The 19,536-nt window shown below is 67.9% G+C and carries 20 protein-coding genes; 9 read left to right on the top strand and 11 right to left on the bottom strand.

Annotation, left to right across the window (positions count from 1 at the left end; genetic code table 11):
- Positions 1-250: 250 nt before the first annotated feature.
- A complete protein-coding gene (locus NN4_RS27630; protein WP_147137426.1) occupies positions 251-478 on the bottom strand; it encodes a hypothetical protein in 228 nt (75 codons plus the stop codon).
- Between the two features lie 107 nt (positions 479-585).
- Positions 586-1,218 carry an O-methyltransferase gene (locus tag NN4_RS27625; RefSeq protein WP_370465379.1) on the bottom strand — a complete coding sequence of 211 codons (633 nt, stop codon included), beginning with the start codon at positions 1,216-1,218 and terminating at the stop codon, positions 586-588.
- 296 nt (positions 1,219-1,514) lie between these two features.
- On the opposite strand from NN4_RS27625, the gene sigE reads away from it, so the two are divergent.
- The 8 genes from sigE (at position 1,515) to NN4_RS27585 (ending at position 7,705) form a co-directional block, all read left to right on the top strand.
- Positions 1,515-2,171, top strand: a complete 657-nt coding sequence (gene sigE, locus NN4_RS27620) for an RNA polymerase sigma factor SigE (protein ID WP_135233145.1) — start codon at positions 1,515-1,517, stop codon at positions 2,169-2,171.
- A gap of 63 nt (positions 2,172-2,234) precedes the next feature.
- Positions 2,235-2,624, top strand: a complete 390-nt coding sequence (locus NN4_RS27615; RefSeq protein WP_147137423.1) for a zf-HC2 domain-containing protein — start codon at positions 2,235-2,237, stop codon at positions 2,622-2,624.
- Between the two features lie 10 nt (positions 2,625-2,634).
- Positions 2,635-4,146 (top strand): S1C family serine protease, encoded by a 1,512-nt coding sequence (locus NN4_RS27610; RefSeq protein WP_147137420.1) that lies wholly within the window; start codon positions 2,635-2,637, stop codon positions 4,144-4,146.
- A gap of 33 nt (positions 4,147-4,179) precedes the next feature.
- On the top strand, positions 4,180-4,596 hold the full coding sequence (tatB, locus tag NN4_RS27605; protein WP_107659109.1) for a Sec-independent protein translocase protein TatB: 417 nt from the start codon (positions 4,180-4,182) through the stop codon (positions 4,594-4,596).
- 119 nt (positions 4,597-4,715) lie between these two features.
- Positions 4,716-5,573 carry a hypothetical protein gene (locus NN4_RS27600; RefSeq protein WP_135233149.1) on the top strand — a complete coding sequence of 286 codons (858 nt, stop codon included), beginning with the start codon at positions 4,716-4,718 and terminating at the stop codon, positions 5,571-5,573.
- A gap of 148 nt (positions 5,574-5,721) precedes the next feature.
- Entirely contained in the window at positions 5,722-6,294 is a 573-nt protein-coding gene (locus NN4_RS27595; RefSeq protein ID WP_147137417.1) for a hypothetical protein, read from the top strand.
- Positions 6,295-6,316: 22 nt separating this feature from the next.
- Positions 6,317-6,538, top strand: coding sequence for a hypothetical protein (locus tag NN4_RS27590; RefSeq protein WP_147137414.1), 222 nt, complete (start codon positions 6,317-6,319; stop codon positions 6,536-6,538).
- A 90-nt stretch (positions 6,539-6,628) separates the two neighbouring features.
- On the top strand, positions 6,629-7,705 hold the full coding sequence (locus tag NN4_RS27585) for an XdhC family protein (protein ID WP_186818665.1): 1,077 nt from the start codon (positions 6,629-6,631) through the stop codon (positions 7,703-7,705).
- 259 nt (positions 7,706-7,964) lie between these two features.
- Here the strand turns inward: NN4_RS27585 and NN4_RS27580 are convergent, their stop codons facing one another.
- The 9 genes from NN4_RS27580 to dapE all read right to left on the bottom strand — a co-directional run bounded on the left by NN4_RS27580 (position 7,965) and on the right by dapE (position 18,329).
- Positions 7,965-10,208 carry a xanthine dehydrogenase family protein molybdopterin-binding subunit gene (locus tag NN4_RS27580; protein WP_147137411.1) on the bottom strand — a complete coding sequence of 748 codons (2,244 nt, stop codon included), beginning with the start codon at positions 10,206-10,208 and terminating at the stop codon, positions 7,965-7,967.
- Positions 10,205-11,215, bottom strand: a complete 1,011-nt coding sequence (locus tag NN4_RS27575; protein ID WP_147137409.1) for an FAD binding domain-containing protein — start codon at positions 11,213-11,215, stop codon at positions 10,205-10,207. Before NN4_RS27575 ends, NN4_RS27580 begins: the two co-directional genes overlap by 4 nt.
- Positions 11,212-11,745, bottom strand: a complete 534-nt coding sequence (locus NN4_RS27570; protein WP_370465380.1) for a (2Fe-2S)-binding protein — start codon at positions 11,743-11,745, stop codon at positions 11,212-11,214. The genes NN4_RS27575 and NN4_RS27570 overlap by 4 nt, the downstream gene beginning before the upstream one ends.
- A gap of 214 nt (positions 11,746-11,959) precedes the next feature.
- On the bottom strand, positions 11,960-12,898 hold the full coding sequence (locus NN4_RS27565; protein ID WP_186818664.1) for a glucosyl-3-phosphoglycerate synthase: 939 nt from the start codon (positions 12,896-12,898) through the stop codon (positions 11,960-11,962).
- Positions 12,895-13,779, bottom strand: a complete 885-nt coding sequence (gene folP / locus NN4_RS27560; protein ID WP_147137402.1) for a dihydropteroate synthase — start codon at positions 13,777-13,779, stop codon at positions 12,895-12,897. Before folP ends, NN4_RS27565 begins: the two co-directional genes overlap by 4 nt.
- A 51-nt stretch (positions 13,780-13,830) precedes the next feature.
- Positions 13,831-15,585, bottom strand: a complete 1,755-nt coding sequence (locus tag NN4_RS27555; protein WP_222595183.1) for a long-chain-acyl-CoA synthetase — start codon at positions 15,583-15,585, stop codon at positions 13,831-13,833.
- Positions 15,586-15,600: 15 nt separating this feature from the next.
- The gene (locus NN4_RS27550; RefSeq protein WP_147137399.1) at positions 15,601-16,170 is read right to left on the bottom strand and encodes an LOG family protein; all 570 of its coding nucleotides are present in this window, start codon (positions 16,168-16,170) and stop codon (positions 15,601-15,603) included.
- Positions 16,164-16,973 (bottom strand): LOG family protein, encoded by an 810-nt coding sequence (locus NN4_RS27545; RefSeq protein WP_147137396.1) that lies wholly within the window; start codon positions 16,971-16,973, stop codon positions 16,164-16,166. Before NN4_RS27545 ends, NN4_RS27550 begins: the two co-directional genes overlap by 7 nt.
- A 249-nt stretch (positions 16,974-17,222) precedes the next feature.
- A complete protein-coding gene (gene dapE / locus NN4_RS27540) occupies positions 17,223-18,329 on the bottom strand; it encodes a succinyl-diaminopimelate desuccinylase (protein ID WP_147137393.1) in 1,107 nt (368 codons plus the stop codon).
- A 97-nt stretch (positions 18,330-18,426) separates the two neighbouring features.
- Between dapE and dapD the strand changes: the two genes are divergently transcribed.
- Entirely contained in the window at positions 18,427-19,374 is a 948-nt protein-coding gene (dapD, locus tag NN4_RS27535; RefSeq protein ID WP_147137390.1) for a 2,3,4,5-tetrahydropyridine-2,6-dicarboxylate N-succinyltransferase, read from the top strand.
- Positions 19,375-19,536: the final 162 nt, after the last annotated feature.

The raw sequence follows: 19,536 nt of genomic DNA, 5'->3' as shown, positions 1-19,536 counted from the left end.
CCCACCCCTCCGGGGTCGGTCACCGGCGATCCGGTCGACCTCCGTGCGCGTTCGGCGCCGGTACTCGGCGTTGCGAGCGCGACCTTCCGAAGGGCAACCGGCCATCGTACATCCGTTGTGAGCCTTCGTATTCCATGATCTGTCACCGATCGGGGCGCGCAATGCTCAGTGCGACAAGTGAATTCGCATGCACCGCGGGCAGCATGAAAACACGCATCACCTGCCGGTGTGCGTGCGCGCGGCGGACTACCTATCGGGGTGCGGGCGGCGCCGTGCAGAACGGTTCGCAGGGCCCCGGGGTCGGCGTGAATTTCGCGGGGCCGGTATCGAAATCGGCGTTACTCACCACCAGCATCACCACGATCGCGGCGACAATGACCAAACCGAGGAAGAACAGCGTGGGCCGCAACCAACTCGATCGATGTTCTACGACGACATGGCCGACGTGACCGATTTCGAACAGTTCGTATCCACGCATTTGCTATACCTCCGCCACCATTGGCTGCCCATCGGGTACCCGGAGCGAGGCGGAGGAATCCCATGTCACGCACGGATATCCACTATGGGCGCCGAATGGTGGCGCGACTAACCGCGCGAGGCGCAGAGCAAACCGTCGCCGACCGGGATCAGCACGCTGGTGAGTTCCGGATCCTCGGCGATCGCGCGGGTGGCCGCGCGCACCGCCTGGGTCGCCGGATCGCGCTGCGCCGCATCGGGTACCCGGCCGCCGAGTAATGCGTTGTGCAGCAGAATCGCCCCGCCCGCGCGCAGCAACCGCACCGCCTGGGTGACGTACTGCGGGTGCTCGAGCGGCGCGGCGTCGATGAACACCAGGTCGTACGCGCCGTCGGCGAGCCGGGGCAGCACATCGAGCGCTCGGCCGTTGATCAGCCGGGTGCGCGCGGGCGGAATGTCGGCCGCGCGGAAAGCCTCCTTGGCGGCGCGCTGGTGCTCCGGCTCGGAATCAATGGTGGTCAGCGTGCCGTCCTCGCGCATGCCGTCGAGCAGCCACAGCCCGCTGATTCCCGCGCCGGTACCCACTTCGACCACCGCTTTGGCGTCGAGCAGCTGCGCGTACATGCTCAGCAATGCGCCCACCGACGGCGGTACCGGCACCGCACCGAGCTCGGTGGCCCGTTCGCGCGCGCTGACGAGGATCTCGTCTTCCACGACGGATTCCTCCACGTAGGCGAGATTTCGCTCCAAATTCGATGCCACGGGTATGAGGTTAATGCTGGGCAGCTGGTATCCGCGCGTTCCGAACTCCTGCCCCGCCGGGCAATCTCGCCGCCAGTTTTCTCAGGTGTCCCTCAGCATCTCCATATCCAGGCCATATCAGGACAGGAAAGAGTAGGGGCAACGCAAGACCAGTCGACCTTCGACACGGGACGCGGGAACAACGGCATACAGGTTGTCGGTTGTATCCCAACGTAACGGTTCCACCTCCGAAAGAGATTTCGGAACCGAGCCGAGTTCCGAGTTTACGGTCCCTAGTAGGAGGTAGCCCCATCCACATGGTCGATGCGGCGCGTGAGCACGCCACCCTTCCCGAGCAGATCCTCCCGATCGAGTCCGACGCCGAAGAGGCCGTCGATCTCACCGGTACCGCTGCTTTCGATGCCACCGGTGACCGGGCGGCCATGCCGTCCTGGGACGACCTGGTCCGTGAGCACGCCGACCGGGTCTACCGCTTGGCCTACCGCCTCTCCGGCGACGCACAGGATGCCGAGGATCTCACCCAGGAGACCTTCATCCGCGTGTTCCGTTCGCTGTCCAACTACCAGCCCGGCACCTTCGAAGGCTGGTTGCACCGCATCACCACGAACCTGTTCCTGGACATGGTCCGGCGCCGCAACCGCATCCGGATGGAGGCGCTGCCCGAGGACTACGACCGGGTCCCGTCCGAGGGTCCCGACCCGGAGCAGGCCTATCACGATGCCCGCCTCGACCCGGATCTACAGCGGGCACTGGATTCGCTGGCCCCGGAATTCCGGGCCGCGGTCGTGTTGTGTGACATCGAAGGACTCTCCTACGAGGAGATCGGCGCTACGCTCGGCGTGAAACTCGGCACCGTGCGCAGCCGGATTCATCGCGGGCGACAGGCACTGCGCGACTACCTTGCGCATAATGGAAGTGAGCAGCGGTTCGCTGCTGAAGCAAGCCTCGGGTGAGCTGGACGAAAGCCGGCATCACCCTACGGATCGGATGATGTCGGTTGGAAGGGTGAGCACCGAATGAGTGGCGACTCCAGCACGCCCGGTCGTCGTCCGCCTCGATTCCGTCCCACCGAGCATCTGGCCAGCGAAGCGGTCGCGGCCTATGTGGACGGCGAGTTGCGGATGAACGCCTATCTGCGTGCCGCCCAGCATCTTTCTCAATGCCCGGAGTGCGCGGCCGAGGTCGACGCACAGCAGCAGGCGCGCATCGCGCTGCGTCAGTCCGGCCCGATCTCGATTCCGCACGGCCTGCACGACAGCCTGACCCGGATTCCGCTCGCCGATCTGCCCGGCGGCGCGTCCAGCCAGACCGCGAGTACCAACGGGACTCCGCGCAACGAGGCGGTTTTCGGCTTTCTGACCGATTCGTTCGCCGCGACTCGGTGGACTACGTGGTGGCGCAAGTAGAGTTTCCCGAGTGACTGAGCGTAGCGAGGGAACCATAGGCGCCAACAGGGGGAACCTGCGGCCGCCGGACGCGCCCGTCCTCGGGCCGCGCCCGGTCTATCGACCCCATGTCGACAAGCACACCGCCCGCGCCTTCCGCAGGCCGGCGGGCCTTTCCGGCTCGTTCGCCGAACCGCTGCCCCGCGGTGCCGGACCGATGGCCGGGCAGGACGCCCAGAACCGCCCGCCGGACGCTGTGCTCGCCGAGGCGTTCGGTCGCCCCGAGGGTTCCGCCGAACTCTTGCAGCGCGATCCCGACGCCGCCGACACCAGCACACCGGTGGCCGGTCCGGTCGATCCGTGGCGTGACCCGACTTCCGCTGCCCGGCTCGGCGCCCCCGCGGTGCCGACCCCCAAGGCCGAGCCGCTGCCGCAGGCCCACCGCCTCAGCGCCCGCGAGGTCCTCTTCGGCTCCCGCGTCGCCCCCAAGGCCCTCGCGCTGCTCGCGCTCGTCGCCCTCGCCGTCGGCGTGCTCGGCGGTCTGGTCGGCAGGATGACGGCCGAACAGGCCTCCAGCCTCACCTCGCGCCCGGTGACGCTGCAGCAGACCGACGACGGCGGCGACCAGCCGCACAGCCAGATCGCCAACGTCGCCAACGCGGTGCTGCCGTCGGTGGTGTCCATCCGGGTCACCGTCGGCGACAACGGCGCGACCGGCTCCGGCGTGGTGCTCGACGGCCAGGGCTACCTCGCGACGAACAATCACGTGGTCTCGATGGCCGCCCAGGACAAGACCAACCGGGCCACCATCCAGGTCCAGTTCGCCGACGGCACCAAGGTGCCCGCCAACATCGTCGGGCGCGACCCGAAGACCGACCTCGCCGTGCTCAAGGTCGACGTCAAGAACCTCACCGTCGCCAAGCTCGGTAAATCCGACGACGTCCAGGTCGGCGACGAGGTGCTGGCCATCGGTTCGCCGCTCGGGCTGAGCAAGACGGTCACCTCCGGCATCGTCAGCGCACTGCACCGCCCCGTGAACCTGGAGGGCGAGGGCAGCGACACCAAAGCGGTGATCGACGCGGTGCAGACCGACGCCTCGATCAACCCGGGCAACTCCGGTGGCGCACTCGTCGACATGGAGGGCAGGCTGATCGGCATCAACACCGCGATCCGCAGCGAATCCGGCGGCTCGGTCGGCCTCGGCTTCGCCATCCCGGTCGACCGGGTGACCAGCGTGGCGCAGACGCTGATCCGCGACGGCGCCATCCATCACGCACAGCTCGGCGTCAGCGCGCAGACGAAGAACGTGGCCAACGAGGTGATCTCCGGCGCCAGAATCGCCGATGTCTCGCCGGGCAGCCCCGCCGCCAAGGCAGGCATCGTCGAGGGCGATGTCATCGTCAAGGTCGGTGATCGCGAGGTGACCTCGCGCGACGAGCTCGTCGTCGCGGTGCAGATGCACAAGATCGGCGACACGGTGAACGTGCAGTTGATTCGCGATGGCAGGCGGGTGGACGTGACGGCCACCCTGGAATCCGACTGAGCCGCTGGTCGAATGGCCGGGTAGCCTGGTTAGGTGTTCAGCAGCATCGGCTGGAGCGAGATGATGATCTTGCTCGTCGCCGCCCTCGTGATCCTCGGACCGGAGCGACTGCCCGGCGCGGTTCGCTGGACCACGCGCAGCCTGCGTCAGGTGCGCGACTACGCCAGCGGCGCGACCTCGCAGCTCAAGGACGAGCTCGGCCCGGAGTTCGAGGACTTGCGCAAGCCGCTGGCCGACCTGAACGAACTGCGCGGCATGAGCCCGCGCTCGATGGTGACCAAACACCTTCTCAATGGCGACGATTCGATCTTCCGCAATATGGAGGACGCACTGCCGGACAAGAAGGACATCTACGGCACGAACAGCGGCATGCCGGACTATCCGATGCCCAAGTTGGAAAAGCCGTTGGAGCGCAACGAACGTCCCCCGATCGACACCGACGCCACCTGAGTTCAGCGGCCCGGCGGACTGCCGTTCTCCGATAAAAGTCGGCACGAACGCGTCACGAGAAGGCCGCAGTGTCAACCGAACTAGACACTTTGGCCTGTCCAGCTGTCTAGACTTCCCACATGTCGGCCGATGACGTGGCGCGCGTTTTCGCGATCGAGGACAAGGTCGAGCGATTGAAGGCGGCCACCGATGGTGTGGCTGCGGCCCAGCAGACCATCAACGAGCTCACCAGGATCCGCCGTGCGGTGATCAGGGAGCTCCACGCCGAAGGCTGGACATTCGCCAGAATCGGTGCGGCAGCCGGGCTTTCCCGCGCTCGAATCCATCAGGTGAGTACCCAGGGTCCCGCACCGGAGGGCTTGTTCTTCGGGCACGGGACGCTCACGGTGCTGGTGCCGGAGGTACGGGCGGGCCGAGTGATCGGCGCACCGGATCCCGCGGCGCCGCATCGGCTCGTCGAGCTACTACGCGAGCTGGGTTTCACCGCCTCGATCGAACACTTCTTACCCGGTAGACCGGTCGACCTGAACCGGGACGGTCTCATCGTGCTCGGCGGGCCGGAGCTCTCGCCCAGCGTGCGGCAGTTGATCGCGGCGGATCCGCGGCTGCGGCGCGCGGTGGCCAGGGCGGGCGATGCCAGGCGCGGCATCGAGGATCGGGCCGCGCGCCGGGTATATCGGCCCGGCGGACCCGACCCGCACGACATCGCCTACCTGGCGCGACTGCCACGTCCGGACGGGCGCGGCAGCGTGCTGATGATCGACGGCATGCACCCGCCGGGTTCGCTCGGTGCCATCCGTTTGCTCGCCACCCGGCTGGCCACCCTGCACGAACGGGCGAGCACCCACTTGTTCTCAGTGCTCGTCGCCTGCCGGTTCGACCGGGCGACCGGCGAACCGCTGGAAGCCGAGCTGCTCACGCCGGTCTACCGGCACGATCCCGAAACCCGTTTGCCCGCACCGGGTATCCGTCGCTGATTTCCGCTGGCAGTCGAGCCGGCACAGGGCGTGGTCGATGACAACCGTGACCTAATTGTGTCACGGGTCACTCAGGTCTTCCCTTAGGTAAATCGCGGTGCGATGCTTGAATAGCTAGAAGATAACTATGCGTGATAGGTGAGCTCTGATGAGTGTTGAACTTTCGACGGCGGCCAGCTCCGCGCCCACGGTCCGGACGGCGCGACGGCAGCCGGTCGAACAGGCACCGACCGCCACCGTCGACGCGGCCGAGCCGATCGTCACGACCCATCGGGTCACCTACAGCGACCGGCTGAAATTGTTCATCGGCACCGGTGAGAGCATCGACAACTTCCTGCGCCCGCTGCGCAGGCTGGACGGCCACCACCGCTTCTCGGTGCAGCTGACCCGCCTGCCCGCGCCGATGCGCCCGGCCGACATCACCCCCGCGATCAGCTCCGCCCCCGGCCAGAACTACCTGCGCTGCACCGGCTCGGCCGACGCGCTGATTCTTGAGTTGCACACCCGCGTCGACGGCGCCGCGCGCCGGTATGTCGTCGGCCGGGCGGGCAGCCGCGACGGCGAGCCCGGCATCTGCGTGCAGGTTCCGGAGAACATGCCTGCTCCGTGGATCTACCCGGACGAGGTCTTCACCGCCGAGGATGCGGCCGAGATCTTCGCGGGCTACTTCCACACCGGCACGGTCCCACCCGGCCTCGCACTCCGCGAAACGGCCGAATGATGCGTGTCCCGAGGAGGCAGTGATGAATCCGCTCGCCATCGCCGGCGGCGCCCTCTTGGCGCTCGGCCTGCTCATCCTGATCGTCACCATGCTGCGCAGACCGGCCAAGTCGTCGGAACACCTGACCGTCGCCGCGCTACAACGGCGACTCGCCGAGGAGGACGCTCCGGCCGTCGACGAGACGGCCGAACGCCTGGTCGCGCCGGAGATGGAGCACGCGAGCGCGCAGCAACGGGAGTCCTGACCCACGCGCACGGACGAATAGCTTTCGAGTAGCTAGGCTCGAGGTAGCCGGTCTACTCCGGCGTGCCGGCTCGAGAGAGGACCCGTGCTGATGCGCGCAATGCTCGAGCAGTTGACAGCCCTGGCCGGGCAGGGGCCGGTGGCCCTGGCTCGGGTGGTGGATACGACCGGTCCCGGGCCGCGCGAAGCAGGCGCCGCAATGATCGTCACCCGCTCCGGTGAGGTCGTCGGCTCGCTGTCGGGCGGTTGTATAGAGGCCGCTGTCGTCGAGACGGCGCGTCAGGTGCTGGCCACCGGCCAAGCGGTGACCGACCGGTTCGGCTATGCCGACGGCGACGGTCTCGCGGTCGGGCTGACCTGTGGCGGCGAGATGGAGGTCTTCGTCGAACAGGTGGGACCGGAACACCTCCCGCTGCTGTCGGAGTTGCACCGGCGGATCACCGAGGGCAGCCCCGTCGCGCTGGCCACCCGGCTGGACGCGACGGCGGAATGGAAGTTGTCGCACACCGGCACGACCGAGCCGTGGCACGGCGTCGATCGCGACGTCCTCGCGTTGCTCGCCGCGGGCCACAGCGGCGTGGTCGGTGCCGACGAATGCGAGGCCGACGCCTCGCCGCGCCCGCGGGTTTTCGTACAGGTCTTCGCCACACCCGCGCGGATGATCCTGGCCGGTGCCAACGATTTCGTGCGGGCCCTCAGCCGTACCGGCCGTCAACTCGGCTACCGGGTCACCGTCGTCGATGCCCGCGAAACCTTCGCCACCCCGGCCCGTTTCCCGTCCGCGCACGAGGTCGTGGTGGACTGGCCGCACCGGTACCTGCGCACGGAGCACGAGGCAGGGCGCATCGACGGGCGCACCGTGGTCTGTGTGCTCACCCACGACACCAAGTTCGACGTGCCGACCATTGTGGCGGCGTTGAGCATCACGGAGATCGCGTTCGTCGGGGCCCTCGGTTCCCGCCGTACACACGCCGAACGCACCGATCGACTACGCGCCGCCGGCGTCACCGAAAGCAGCCTCGCGCGGCTCAAGAGCCCACTCGGCCTCGACCTCAACGCCCGCACCCCGGACGAGACCGCCATCTCCATCGCCGCCCAGATCCTCGCCGACCGCGGCAACGCCTCAGCCCGCCCCTTGGACCGCACCGACGGCCCCATCCACCGCTGACCCGCACCCCGCAGTCAGCAAAGGGTGCACCCCTTCTCAGGGGCCTGCACCGCTTGCGGGCCGCCCGAGACGGTGCGGACCCCAACAAATGTTCGGCCCCAAGTTGCACCCGCTCTGGGACCCTGCCGCTTGCGGGCGGCCCGAGGCGATGCGGGCCCCAACAAAGAGTGCAGCCCCCAGGCGCACCCTGTCTCGGAATCTGCACCGCTTGCGGACGCCGGAGGCGGTGCGGATCCCGAGAGGGGGGTGCGGGTTCGTCTCAGAGCAGGTGTTCGATGCGCAGCGGTATGTCGCGGAGGGAGCGGCCGGTGGCGTGGTGCACGGCGTTGACGATGGCGGCGGCCGCGCCGATCATGCCGAGTTCGCCGATGCCCTTGACGCCCAACGGGTTCACCACCGTGTCGTCGACCGGCACGAAGGAGATGTCGACCTCGGGGGCGTCGGCGTTGACCGGCAGCAGGTATTCCAGCAGTGACGCATTGGCCCAGCGACCGTCCCTGGGATCGGGCAGGCTCGCCTCCATCAGGGCTTGGGACAGGCCCCAATTCATGCCGCCCAGCACCTGGCTGCGCGCCAGCTTCACGTTGAGCACCCGGCCGGGTGCGAAGGCACCGACCATCCGGCGGACCCGGATCAGGCCGAGTTCCGGATCCACCGCGACCTCCGCGAACTGGGCGCCGAAGCTCATCTTCGCGTAGCCCGACGGGGTGGTGTCCGGCCGCCAGCTGCCGGTGGTCTCGATATCCGAAAGATGGTTGCGCTCCAGCACTTCCGCGTAGGCATCGCACACCGACGGGTCGTCGATCAGCCGCAGCACGCCCGCGACGCCTTCGATCTCGTCGGGCGTCCGGCCGCGCAGCGGCGAGTCGATGTCGGCGACCGCGATCTCGACGAGCTGGGCGAGCAACTGGGTGCAGGTGGTGTGCACCGCGGCGCTGACCGCGCTCGCGCCGATCGAGCCGACGGTGGCCGCGATGTTCGGGTAGTCGGTGTTGCCGATCTCGAAGCGGATGCGGTCGAACGGCATGCCCATCGCGTCGCAGGCGACCTGGGACATGGCGGTCGCGACACCGGTGCCGAACTCCTGGGTGCCGGTCTGCACGACCAGCGAGCCGTCCGAACGTAAGCGCGCGTGGGCGCGCTGCGGTTGGCCCGGTTCGTACACCGGGTAGCCCGCGGTGCCGACGCCCCAGCCGATCAGCCAGTTGCCGTCGGTGTTCGCTCCGGGGGTCTGATTACGGCCGTCCCAGCCGAAGCGTTCGGCGGCCAGCCGCAGGCAGTCGAGGTAACCATCCGAGCTCCAAGGGTTTCCGCTCTCCGGATCGACGGCGGCATGGTTGCGCAGCCGCAGCTCGACCGGGTCCACCTCGAGCTGGTCGGCGAGTTCGTCGATGGCGCATTCCAACGCGATCATGCCGGACGCCTCGCCCGGCCCGCGCATGAAGGTCGGCGTCATCGTGTTGCCCTTGATCAGCCGATACTGCCCCTCCCAGTGCGGGATTCCATAGGCCTTGCTCGCTACCTCGAGTGACGGCTCGGCCCAGTCGTCGAAATGTGAAGTGACGGAGAGCTTGTGGTGGCGCAGCCCGGTGAACCGGCCGTCGGCGTCACAGACCAGGGTGACGCGCTGCTCCTGTTCTTCCCGTAATCCGGTGCCGTAGAACATCTGCTCGCGGTTCAGGATCACCCGGATCGGCCTGCCGAGCTCGCGCGCGATCAGCGGGGCGAGCGTGACGTGCGGCCACATCAGGGCTTTGGCGCCGAACCCGCCACCGACGTAATCGGCGACGACCCGTACCTTGCTCGGCGAGATGCCCAGGTGCGCCGCGATGGTCAGCTGACTGGCCACGATGCCCTGGGTGGCGTCGTAGACGGTGACCGAATCCCCGTTCCACATCGCGGCGGTGACCGAGCATTCGATCGGATTGTGGTGGTTGGCGGCGAAACGAAAGGTCGCGTCGACGGTGTGCGCGGCGGCCGCGCTCGCACTCGCGAAGTCGCCGCGCGACTGGGACGCGGGGACCATGCCCGCGAAGATGCTGTCGGGCAGGTATTGCTCGGCGCGTCCGTCGTCCAACTGCACCAGTGCGGGCTTCGCGTCGTAGGTGGCCTCGACCAGCCGGGCGGCCTGCTGGGCTACCTCGAAGGTGTCCGCGACCACGACGGCGATCGGCTGGCCGAAGTAGTGGATCGTGGTGTCCTGCATGGGAAAGAAGGTCTGCCCGGGCGAGGGCTGGCCGAACAGCGACGGCATCAGCGGCACCGACGGGACCCGCGGCAGGTTCTCGTGGGTGAGCACCGCCACCGCACCGGCACGCAACGCGTGGCTGACATCGATGGATGTCACTGTGCCGCTGCCGATCTCGGCGCCGACGATGACGCCGTAGGCGGCGTTCGGCATCGGGATCTCGGCGGTATACCGGGCGGCGCCGGTGACCTTGACGTGCCCGTCGATCCGGTCGAGGCCCTGGCCGACGAGCTTCGGGGCGGTGGGTGCGCTCATTTCCGGCCTCCCCGCTGCGTGATCTGCGCGGTGACCGTCTCCAGCGTTCGCACCATGGTGCGCTGTGCCAGTTCGATTTTGAACCGGTTCATCTCGTGGCTGCCATCGGCGGCCGCGAGTTCGGTGGCCGCGGCGGCGGCGAAGTTCTCCTTGGTGGCGGGCTTGCCGATCAACAGCGCCTCGGCCATCTTGGCGCGCCACGGCTTAGTTGCCACGCCGCCGAGGCCGATGCGGACATCACGCACCGCACCGTCGGTCAGCTCGAGCGCCACCGCCGCGGAAGCGGCGGCGAACTCATAGGATTCGCGGTCACGCACCTTCAGATAGTGCGAGTTCCGCGCGAAAGGCAAGGGCGGCACGTCGATTCGGACGATCAGCTCGTCGGCGGTGATCGGATGTTCGAGATGCGGTGTGTCGCCGGGCAGGAGGAAGAAGTCGTCGAAGGCGATGGCGCGGGTGCCGCGCGGTCCCTGCACCTGCACGACGGCGTCGAGTGCGGTCAGCGGGACGGCCATATCGGAGGGGTGCATGGCGAAACAGTGCTCGCTGGTGCCCAATACGGCATTGCCGCGGTGCAGTCCCTCCTGCGCGCCGCACCCGCTGCCCGGGACGCGTTTGTTGCAGGCGTAGGCGATATCGCGGAACTGCGGGCAGCGCACCCGCTGCATCAGATTGCCGCCCATCGAGGCCATATTGCGAATCTGCGCGGACGCGCCCTTCGCCAGCGCGATGGACAGGAACGGAAAGCGTTCGACGACACCGGGATCGGCGGCGACCTCACTCATCCGGACCATCGCGCCGATGCGCAGGCCGCCGTCCGGGCGGTGCTCCAAATCGGTGAGCGGCAACCGGTTGATGTCGACGACGTTGTCCGGCTCCATCGCACCGATCCGCAGCATGTCCACCAAAGTGGTACCGCCGGCGAGGAATACGGTGTTCGGGCGGGCGGTCACCGCGGCGAGTGCCTGGTCGACCGTCTCGGCGCGGGCAAAGGCGATGGGCTTCATCGGGTCTCCCCCAGCTCGGCCTCTGCGCTCTTAATCGCGTCCCTGATGTTCTGATAGGCGGCGCAGCGGCAGATATTGCCGCTCATCCATTCGGCGATCTCCGCGTCGCTGCCGGTGTGGCCCTCTTCGATGCATTTGATCGCCGACATGATCTGTCCCGGCGTGCAGTAGCCGCATTGGAAGCCGTCGCAGCTGATGAACGCGCGCTGCACCGGGTGCAGTTCCTCCCCCTCCGCGACGCCCTCGATCGTGGTGACCTCGCGCCCTTCCACGCTCAATGCCAAGGTGAGGCACGACAATTCGCGCTTACCGTCGACCCATACCGTGCACGCTCCGCAGGCACCCTGGTCGCACCCCTTCTTGGTGCCGGTGAGCCGGAGGTATTCGCGCAGGGCGTCGAGCAGGCTGACTCTCGGTTCCAATGCCACCGGGAAAACGTGACCGTTCACCCGCAATGTCGCCAGCGTGTAATCGGGACCGGCAAACTCTGGTTGCCGCGTGTCCTGCTTGGGTAGCTCACCAATAGTCATCGACGTATCTCCTGCTCATGAGCGTGCGATGGACGCGAAACCATGAAGTACAGAAATCGAACGTAAGACCATCCCCACCCTAGCGTCCGATCAGCTAACGCGCTGGGCAAAATCGCGAATGCACAAATCGCATCCGTTGCCAGCGCAGGTGATTGGACGAAAAAGCAGTGAACCCGAGCGCCGACGGCACCCGGGTTCACTGATCAGGCTGTGCTCAGGCCGCTACCCACGCGGGGCGCAGCGTATTCATCGGCGGCCGATCGGCCAGCGACACCTCGGTGCTGTGCGCGGTGAAGGCATCGCCGATCAGCGGGAACTGGGTGAGCGCGGCCCCGGAGTCCTGCACGCCGCTGCGGCCGAGCACGGTGCCCAGGATCTGCCTGCTCATCACGCCCAGATCGGCCAGCGGACGGTTGCGGTGCGTGCGCACCCCCAGGTTCACCTGCCCGATCGCGGACAGCCCGAGCTGGTCGTAGGTATCGAGCAGCAAGCCGATCTCCACGCCGTAGCCCGGCGCGAACGGCACCGCGGTGAGCAGCTCACGACTGCCCGCGTATTCGCCGCCGAGCGGCTGCAGCACCTGCGAGAGCTCGGGACGCAGCGCGGCGAGCAGCGGGCGGGCGACGAGCTCGGTGACCCGGCCGCCGCCGTGCGCGTCCACCGCACCGCCCTGCCGCAGCGGCCTGCGGTAGTAGGCCTTGACCAGGTGCATGTCGTCGACGGTGAGCAACGGGCCGAGCAGTTTCGGCACGAAAGCGGGATCGGGGTCGATCAGGTCGGAATCGACGAAGGCGATCAGATCGCCGCTGGTGACCGCCAGCGAACGCCACAGCACCTCACCCTTGCCTGGCACCGGGTCCAGCTCGGGCACCGCCTGCTCACGGGTGATCACCTCGGCGCCCGCGGCGGCGGCCCGCTCGGCGGTGGCGTCGGTCGAGCCCGAATCGAGCACGACCAGCTCGTCGACCAGGGTGCCGAGCAGCGGCATGATGCTGGCCACCACGTCGGCGACGGTGTCTTCCTCGTTCAGGGCGGGCAGCACCACGGAAACGGTGCGGCCGGCCTTGGCGGCGACGAGTTCGTCGACCGTCCAGTCGGGGGTGTCCCAGGTATTCGTCGTCGCCCAGTGGGGCTCGCGGTGGTGGAATTTCATACCAAACCTCGCAGGGTGCGTGCTGGGGGCCGGACGCCTTGGATCGCGGCGATCATGTCCACCACCCGCCGGGTCGCGGCGACTTCGTGGACGCGGAAGACTCTGGCGCCGGCGGCGGCCGACCATGCTGTTGCTGCCAATGTGCCCTCCAGCCGTTCGGAAAGATCGACACCTAGAGTCTCCCCGATGAAATCCTTGTTGCTGAGTGCCATCAGGACTGGCCACCCGGTATTTACAAGAACGTCCACTCCGCGCAACAACTCGAGCCCGTGATAAGTGTTCTTGCCGAAATCATGGGTCGGATCGATCAGAATCGAATCCTTGCGCACACCGGCGGCAGCGGCGTTTTCGGCCGCCCGCACCACGGTGTCGGTGACTTCGGCCACGATATCGGCGTAGCGAACCCGATGCGGACGGGTACGCGGCACCGCACCGCCGGTATGGCTGCACACGATTCCGACGCCCTGCTCGGCGGCCACCTGCACCAGACCCGGGTCGGCGCCGGACCAGGTGTCGTTGATCAGGTCGGCACCCGCCTGGACCGCAGCCAGCGCCACCTCGGCCCGCCAGGTGTCGATGCTGATCAATAGCTCGGGGTATTTCGCGCGAATGGCCGCGACGAACGGGATCACCCGCCGCGCTTCCTCGGCGGCGTCGACCAGCGAGCCAGGGCCCGCCTTCACCCCGCCGATATCGACCAGATCCGCACCCTCGTCCACCGCGCGGGCCACCGCGTCCATGGCCGCCGCGTCGGTGAAGGTGGCGCCTTTGTCATAGAACGAATCGGGCGTGCGATTCACGATCGCCATCACCAGCGCCCGATCGGTCGCCACCGGCTTGCCGCACAGCGTAGGAAGCGGCGTAACGGTGGTGCGGGACATTCTCCGACTGTACCGACCGGTGTACGAGCGGTACCGCGCCAGCAGGGGTTGTCAGTTCTTCGGGGCGCGGCCTGCGGCCACATCCTCGGCGTAGTCGTCGTAGGCGGGGACGTAGCCGTTGGAGCGGCCCGCCAGGACGTACAGGGTGCCGTCGCCGTCGGCGTAGCCCTGCTTGCGCAGTTCGACCTTGCGGCTCTTGAAGGTGGAGGTCTGCTCCAGTTCGTCGACCACGCGGATGAACAGCGGGACGGCGTAGCCGGGTAGCTGCCGGTAGGCCAGCTCGGCGATCGCCTTGCCGTCGAACTCCGCGTCCGGGCTCAGCGTCACCGCGGCCATGCCCGCCTTACCGTCGGTGCCCGGCACATCTACGCCGTAGACGACCGCCTCGGCGATCGCGTCGGATCGGGTCAGCGCGCCCTCGACCTCGGTGGTCGCGACGTTCTCGCCCTTCCAGCGGAAGGTGTCGCCGAGCCGGTCCACGAACGCGATGTGATGCCAGCCCTGGTCGCGGACCAGGTCGCCGGTATCGAACCAGACGTCGCCCTGCTGGAAACCGTCGCGCAGCAACTTGGCCTCGGAGGCTTCCTTGTCGGTGTAGCCGTCGAACGGCGAGCGGTCAGTCACCTTGGACAGCAACAGCCCGACGTGGCCGGTGCCGACCTTGCGCAGCCGACCGTTGTTGTCGCGCTTGGCTTTTCCGGTCTCTTCGTCGTACTGGACCACCGCGTACGGCAGCGGTCCGAAGCCCGCGGTGCGGTCCACGCTGAACGCGTTGATGAAAGCGACATTCGCCTCGCTGGCGCTGTAGAACTCGACGATCCGGTTGATGCCGAACCGCTGCTTGAACTCGTCCCACAGTTCCGGGCGCAGCCCGTTGCCGACCGCGAGCCGGACCCGGTGCTGCCGATCGGTCGGCTTCGCGGGCTGGTTCAGCAGATACCGGCACAGCTCACCGATGTAGATGAAGGCCGTGGCCTCCTCGCGGATCACCTCGTCCCAGAAACGCGACACCGAGAACTGCCTGCCGAGCGCCAGGGTGCCGCCGGCGCACACCACCGCCGACAGCGCGACGGTCAGCGCGTTGTTGTGGTACAGCGGCAGGCAGCAGTACAGAGTGTCGTTGCCGTGCAGGCGAATTCCGAGGCCGCCGAGGCCCGCCATGCTCTTGGTCCAGCGCAGGTGCGTCATCACGCTGGCCTTCGGCAGACCGGTGGTGCCCGAGGTGAAGATCAGGAAAGCCCGCTCCTTGGCGGTGATCTCCGCGCACACCGGCGGATCGGTGGCCGCCGCCGACTCGGCGGCGACCTGCAAGTCGTTGGCGGACAACGTATTCGCGAGCGGCTCGGACAGCGAGTCCAGCGCTTCCTTGCATTCCTCGCCGATCACGTTGAGCACGCTGTTCAGCAGCCCGAAGCTGTGCGCGAGTACCTGGTCGCGCTGATTGTGGTTGAGCAGGCCGACGGTGGCGCCGAGTTTCACCGAAGCCAGCACCACGAACAGGGTTTCGGGCCGGTTCGTCATCAGCACACCGACCACGTCGCCGCGCCCGACCCCGTGCTCGGCGAGCACGGACGCGTAGCGGTTCGCCGCGGCATTGGCCGCGCCGTAGGTGTAGGTGGTGCCCTCGAAACGCAGGAACGGGCGGTCCGGGTGCCGGTGTGCGGTGCGCTGAAAGTACAGCCCGACAGAGGATTTGCTGTCCGGCTTCACCAGCATGCCCGTCGCGTTGCGCAGCATGCCCGGTGCGTCGAGCGCCATCGCGGGTAGGTGTTTGGCCAGGTTCAGCAGGCTCACACGATCACTCACTTGCCATGCTCCTCATCAGGAAGGTGTTGCTCGCGCCTCCAACGCCGCGAAGGCCGACGGTAGATCGGTGACCACGGTGATGCGGTCCATGGCGGGCTGGGGGACGAACTTACGGTCGTGCAGTTCGTCGAGCCACTGGAAAAGGCCTCGGTAGAAGCCATTCGGGTCCAGCAACACCACGGGTTTATTGTGCTGTCCCAGATAGCCTCCGGTCCAGGTTTCGAAGAACTCCTCGAGCGTGCCGATGCCGCCGGGCAGCGTGAGAAAGGCGTCGGCGCGGTCCTCCATGGTCTGCTTGCGCTGGCGCATGGTGTCGGTGACGATCAGCTCGTCGGCGTCGACATCGGCGACCTCCCGGTGCACCAGATGTTTCGGGATGACGCCGATGGTGTTCGCGCCGCCCGCCCGTGCCGCGATCGCCACCTCGCCCATCATCGAGACATTGCCGCCGCCGGACACCAATTGCCAACCGCGCCGGGCGATCTCGGCGCCGACCTGGGCGGCCAGCTCGAGGTAGACGGGATCCACCGTGCTCGCGGAGCAGTAGACACAGATCGCGTACGGCTGCACTGGCTCGGTCACCACTGATCCTCCGTGCCCAGCGCATTCTCCGCGCCGTTCGCCTCCGCGTTGGCGAGGATGATCTGCACGACCTCCTCGACGCTGTCGGTCACGTGGATCAGCTCGAGATCACCGGGCGAGATCTTGCCGGAGCCGCCGAGCGAGTCGCGCAGCCAATCGACCAGGCCGGACCAGTAGCGGCTGCCGAACAGGATGATCGGGAAACGGGTGATCTTGCGGGTCTGCACCAGGGTGAGCGCCTCGAACAGCTCGTCCAGGGTGCCGAAGCCGCCGGGCAGGCAGATGAACGCCTCGGAGTACTTCACGAACATCGTCTTGCGGACGAAGAAGTAGCGGAAGTTGATGCCCAGATCGACCCAGTCGTTGAGGCTCTGCTCGAACGGCAGCTCGATGCCGAGGCCGATCGAGTAGCCGCCCGCCTCGCACGCTCCCCGGTTGGCCGCCTCCATCGCGCCCGGCCCGCCGCCGGTGATCACCGCGAAACCGGCCTTGGCCAGCGCGGCGCCGATCGCCCGGCCCGCCTGGTACTCCGGGTGATCCGGTCCGGTGCGCGCCGAACCGAAGACGGTGACCGCGCGCGGCACCTCGGCGAGCGCGCCGAAGCCCTCCACGAACTCGGCTTGGATGCGCAGCACGCGCCACGGGTCGGTGTGCACCCAATCGGTGTCACCGCGCCGATCCAGCAAATTCCGGTCGGCAGTGCCGATACCGTCCTTGCGGTCGCGGCGGAACATGACTGGCCCGCGGAACTTGGCTGTCGACTTCGGCTTGTTGGCAACCTCGCGGTCAGCGGCGTCAGTGGACATGCGTTCACGCTACCGGGCGGCGAGCGGAGCAACTGCCGGGAGCCGAGAAGTCGTCCCACGTTCAGCGACCCGACCCACCAGCGAGGCAGACCAGCAACCTGCGGACCGGCAAAGCCTCGCGATCCGCGCGACCTACGAGCCGACCCACTGCGAGCGCCGCCGATGTCCGCAGCTGACTACTGGACCGCCTTGCATGGGCCCACGTGCCCGACGCGTGGCTCAGGTCAGCGGCGCAATGGCCACGGCCGATCAGTCCGTTCGACCGCCGGTGAGGTAAGTGCGCAGCATGGCGGTGACGGCGGTGATCTGGTCGACGGGGACGTGTTCGTCGCGTTTGTGGGCGAGGTTGGGGTCGCCGGGGCCGAAGTTCACGGCGGGGATGCCGCGGGCGGCGAAGCGGGAGACGTCGGTCCAGCCGTATTTGGCGCGCACTCCGCCGCCGCCGTGGCTGTTCACCGAGGCGATCAGGTCCTTGGCGGCCGGGGCGGTCAGGCCGGGCAGCGCGCCGGGTGCGGCGTCGGTGACCTCGAAGGTCAGCTCGAGACCGGTGAAGACCTCGCGGACGTGCTCGATGGCCTGGGCGACCGTGCGATCCGGCGCGAAGCGGAAGTTCACGTCCACCTCGGCGGCGTCGGGCACCACATTGCCCGCCACCCCGCCGAACACGCGCACCGCGGACAAGCCTTCGCGGTAGACGCACCCGTCGATGTCGACCTCGCGGGCCCGATAGTCGGCCAGCCGCTGCAAGATCGGCGCCAGGCGGTGAATCGCGTTGTCGCCCAACCAGGCTCGCGCCGAGTGTGCGCGGATTCCGGCGGTGGACAGCCGAACCCGCAGCGTTCCTTGGCAACCCGCCTCGATCCAGCCGCCCGACGGTTCGCCGAGCACGGCGAGGTCACCCGCGAGCCACTCCGGCAGGTCGCGTTCGATGTGCCCGAGCCCGTTGAACTCCGAGGCGATCTCCTCGCAGTCGTAGAAGATCAGCGTCAGATCATGCACCGGTTCGGCGACGGTCGCGGCCAGGTGCAGGAACACCGCGTCGCCGGATTTCATATCGACCGACCCGCACCCGTACAGCACCCGCTCCCCCGCCGCGTTCACCGTGAAGTGCCCGGGCACGTTGTCGGCGATCGGCACCGTGTCGAGATGCCCGGCCAGTACCACCCGCGTCGGCAACCCCCGATGCGTGCGCGCCAGCACCACGTTGCCGTGCCGCAGCACCTCGAACCCACTGGTCTGCTCGCGCAGCGCCTGCTCGACGAGGTCGGTGATCACCGCCTCGTCCCGCGAAACACTCGGGATATCGACGAGAGCGGCGGTCAGCGTAATCGGGTCGGCCCGCAGGTCAATGGTCACCTATCCACCCTACGACCGCCTCACCCGCGACGGCACCGCCGCACATGGGCGGAGCGGGGTCACCGCTGGTGACGATGGGTCGGTAACCTCTGTGGACGTGAGTACTCAGGGAGCAGCTGCAGTCGGTATTGCCAATGTGACCGCGGACGGGACCGTCCTGGACACCTGGTACCCGAGTCCGGAACTCGGCGAGTTCGCCGAGACGGGGACCAAGCGGCTGGACGACGCGCCCGCGGAGTACGCGGCGCTGCTCGGGTTCGACGAGGCGCGCGGCGTCGATGTGGTCGCGGTGCGCACGACGATCGCCGACCTGTCCGCCGCACCGGTCGACGCGCACGACGTCTACCTGCGGCTGCACCTGCTCTCGCACCGGCTGGTCCGGCCGCACGGGGTGAACCTGGACGGCCAGTTCGGACTGCTGAGCAATGTGGTGTGGACCAATCACGGCCCGGCGGCGGTGGAAGGTTTCGAGATCACCCGTGCCAAGCTGCGCGCCCGCGGTCCGGTGACCGTGTACAGCGTCGACAAGTTCCCGCGCATGGTCGACTATGTCCTGCCCTCCGGCGTGCGCATCGGCGACGCCGACCGGGTCCGCCTCGGCGCGCACCTGGCGTCCGGCACCACGGTCATGCACGAGGGCTTCGTGAACTTCAACGCAGGCACCCTCGGCAACTCGATGGTCGAGGGGCGGATCTCGGCGGGCGTCGTGGTCGGCGACGGCTCCGACATCGGCGGCGGCTCCTCCACCATGGGCACCCTCTCCGGCGGCGGCACCACCGTCATCTCCATCGGCGAGCGCTCCCTGCTCGGTGCCAACTCCGGTCTCGGCATCCCGCTCGGCGACGACTGCGTGGTGGAAGCAGGCCTCTACCTGACCGCAGGCACCAAGGTCAGCACCCCGGACGGCACCCTCGTGAAGGCCGCCGAATTCAGCGGCCAGCACAACCTGCTGTTCCGTCGCAACTCCGTCACCGGCGCGGTAGAGGTGGTGCCCCGCAAGGGAACCGGCATCGAACTCAACGCCGCCCTGCACGCGAACGACTGATCGCTCCTCGGCACCACGGAGAATCGCTCTCGCGATTCTCCGTGGTGCTGTGTCACCCGCCAACGCGTACGGACCGACAGCAGCGCCGCGCATCCTGACCTGCCGCAATCATCTCCTCTCGACGCGCGCGTTCGAGGTGCCGCACACGAATCGCTACGAGTT

The organism is Nocardia ninae NBRC 108245 (genome assembly GCF_007990755.1).
Classification (GTDB): domain Bacteria; phylum Actinomycetota; class Actinomycetes; order Mycobacteriales; family Mycobacteriaceae; genus Nocardia; species Nocardia ninae.
This window is presented reverse-complemented; position numbering and strand designations above follow the sequence as displayed.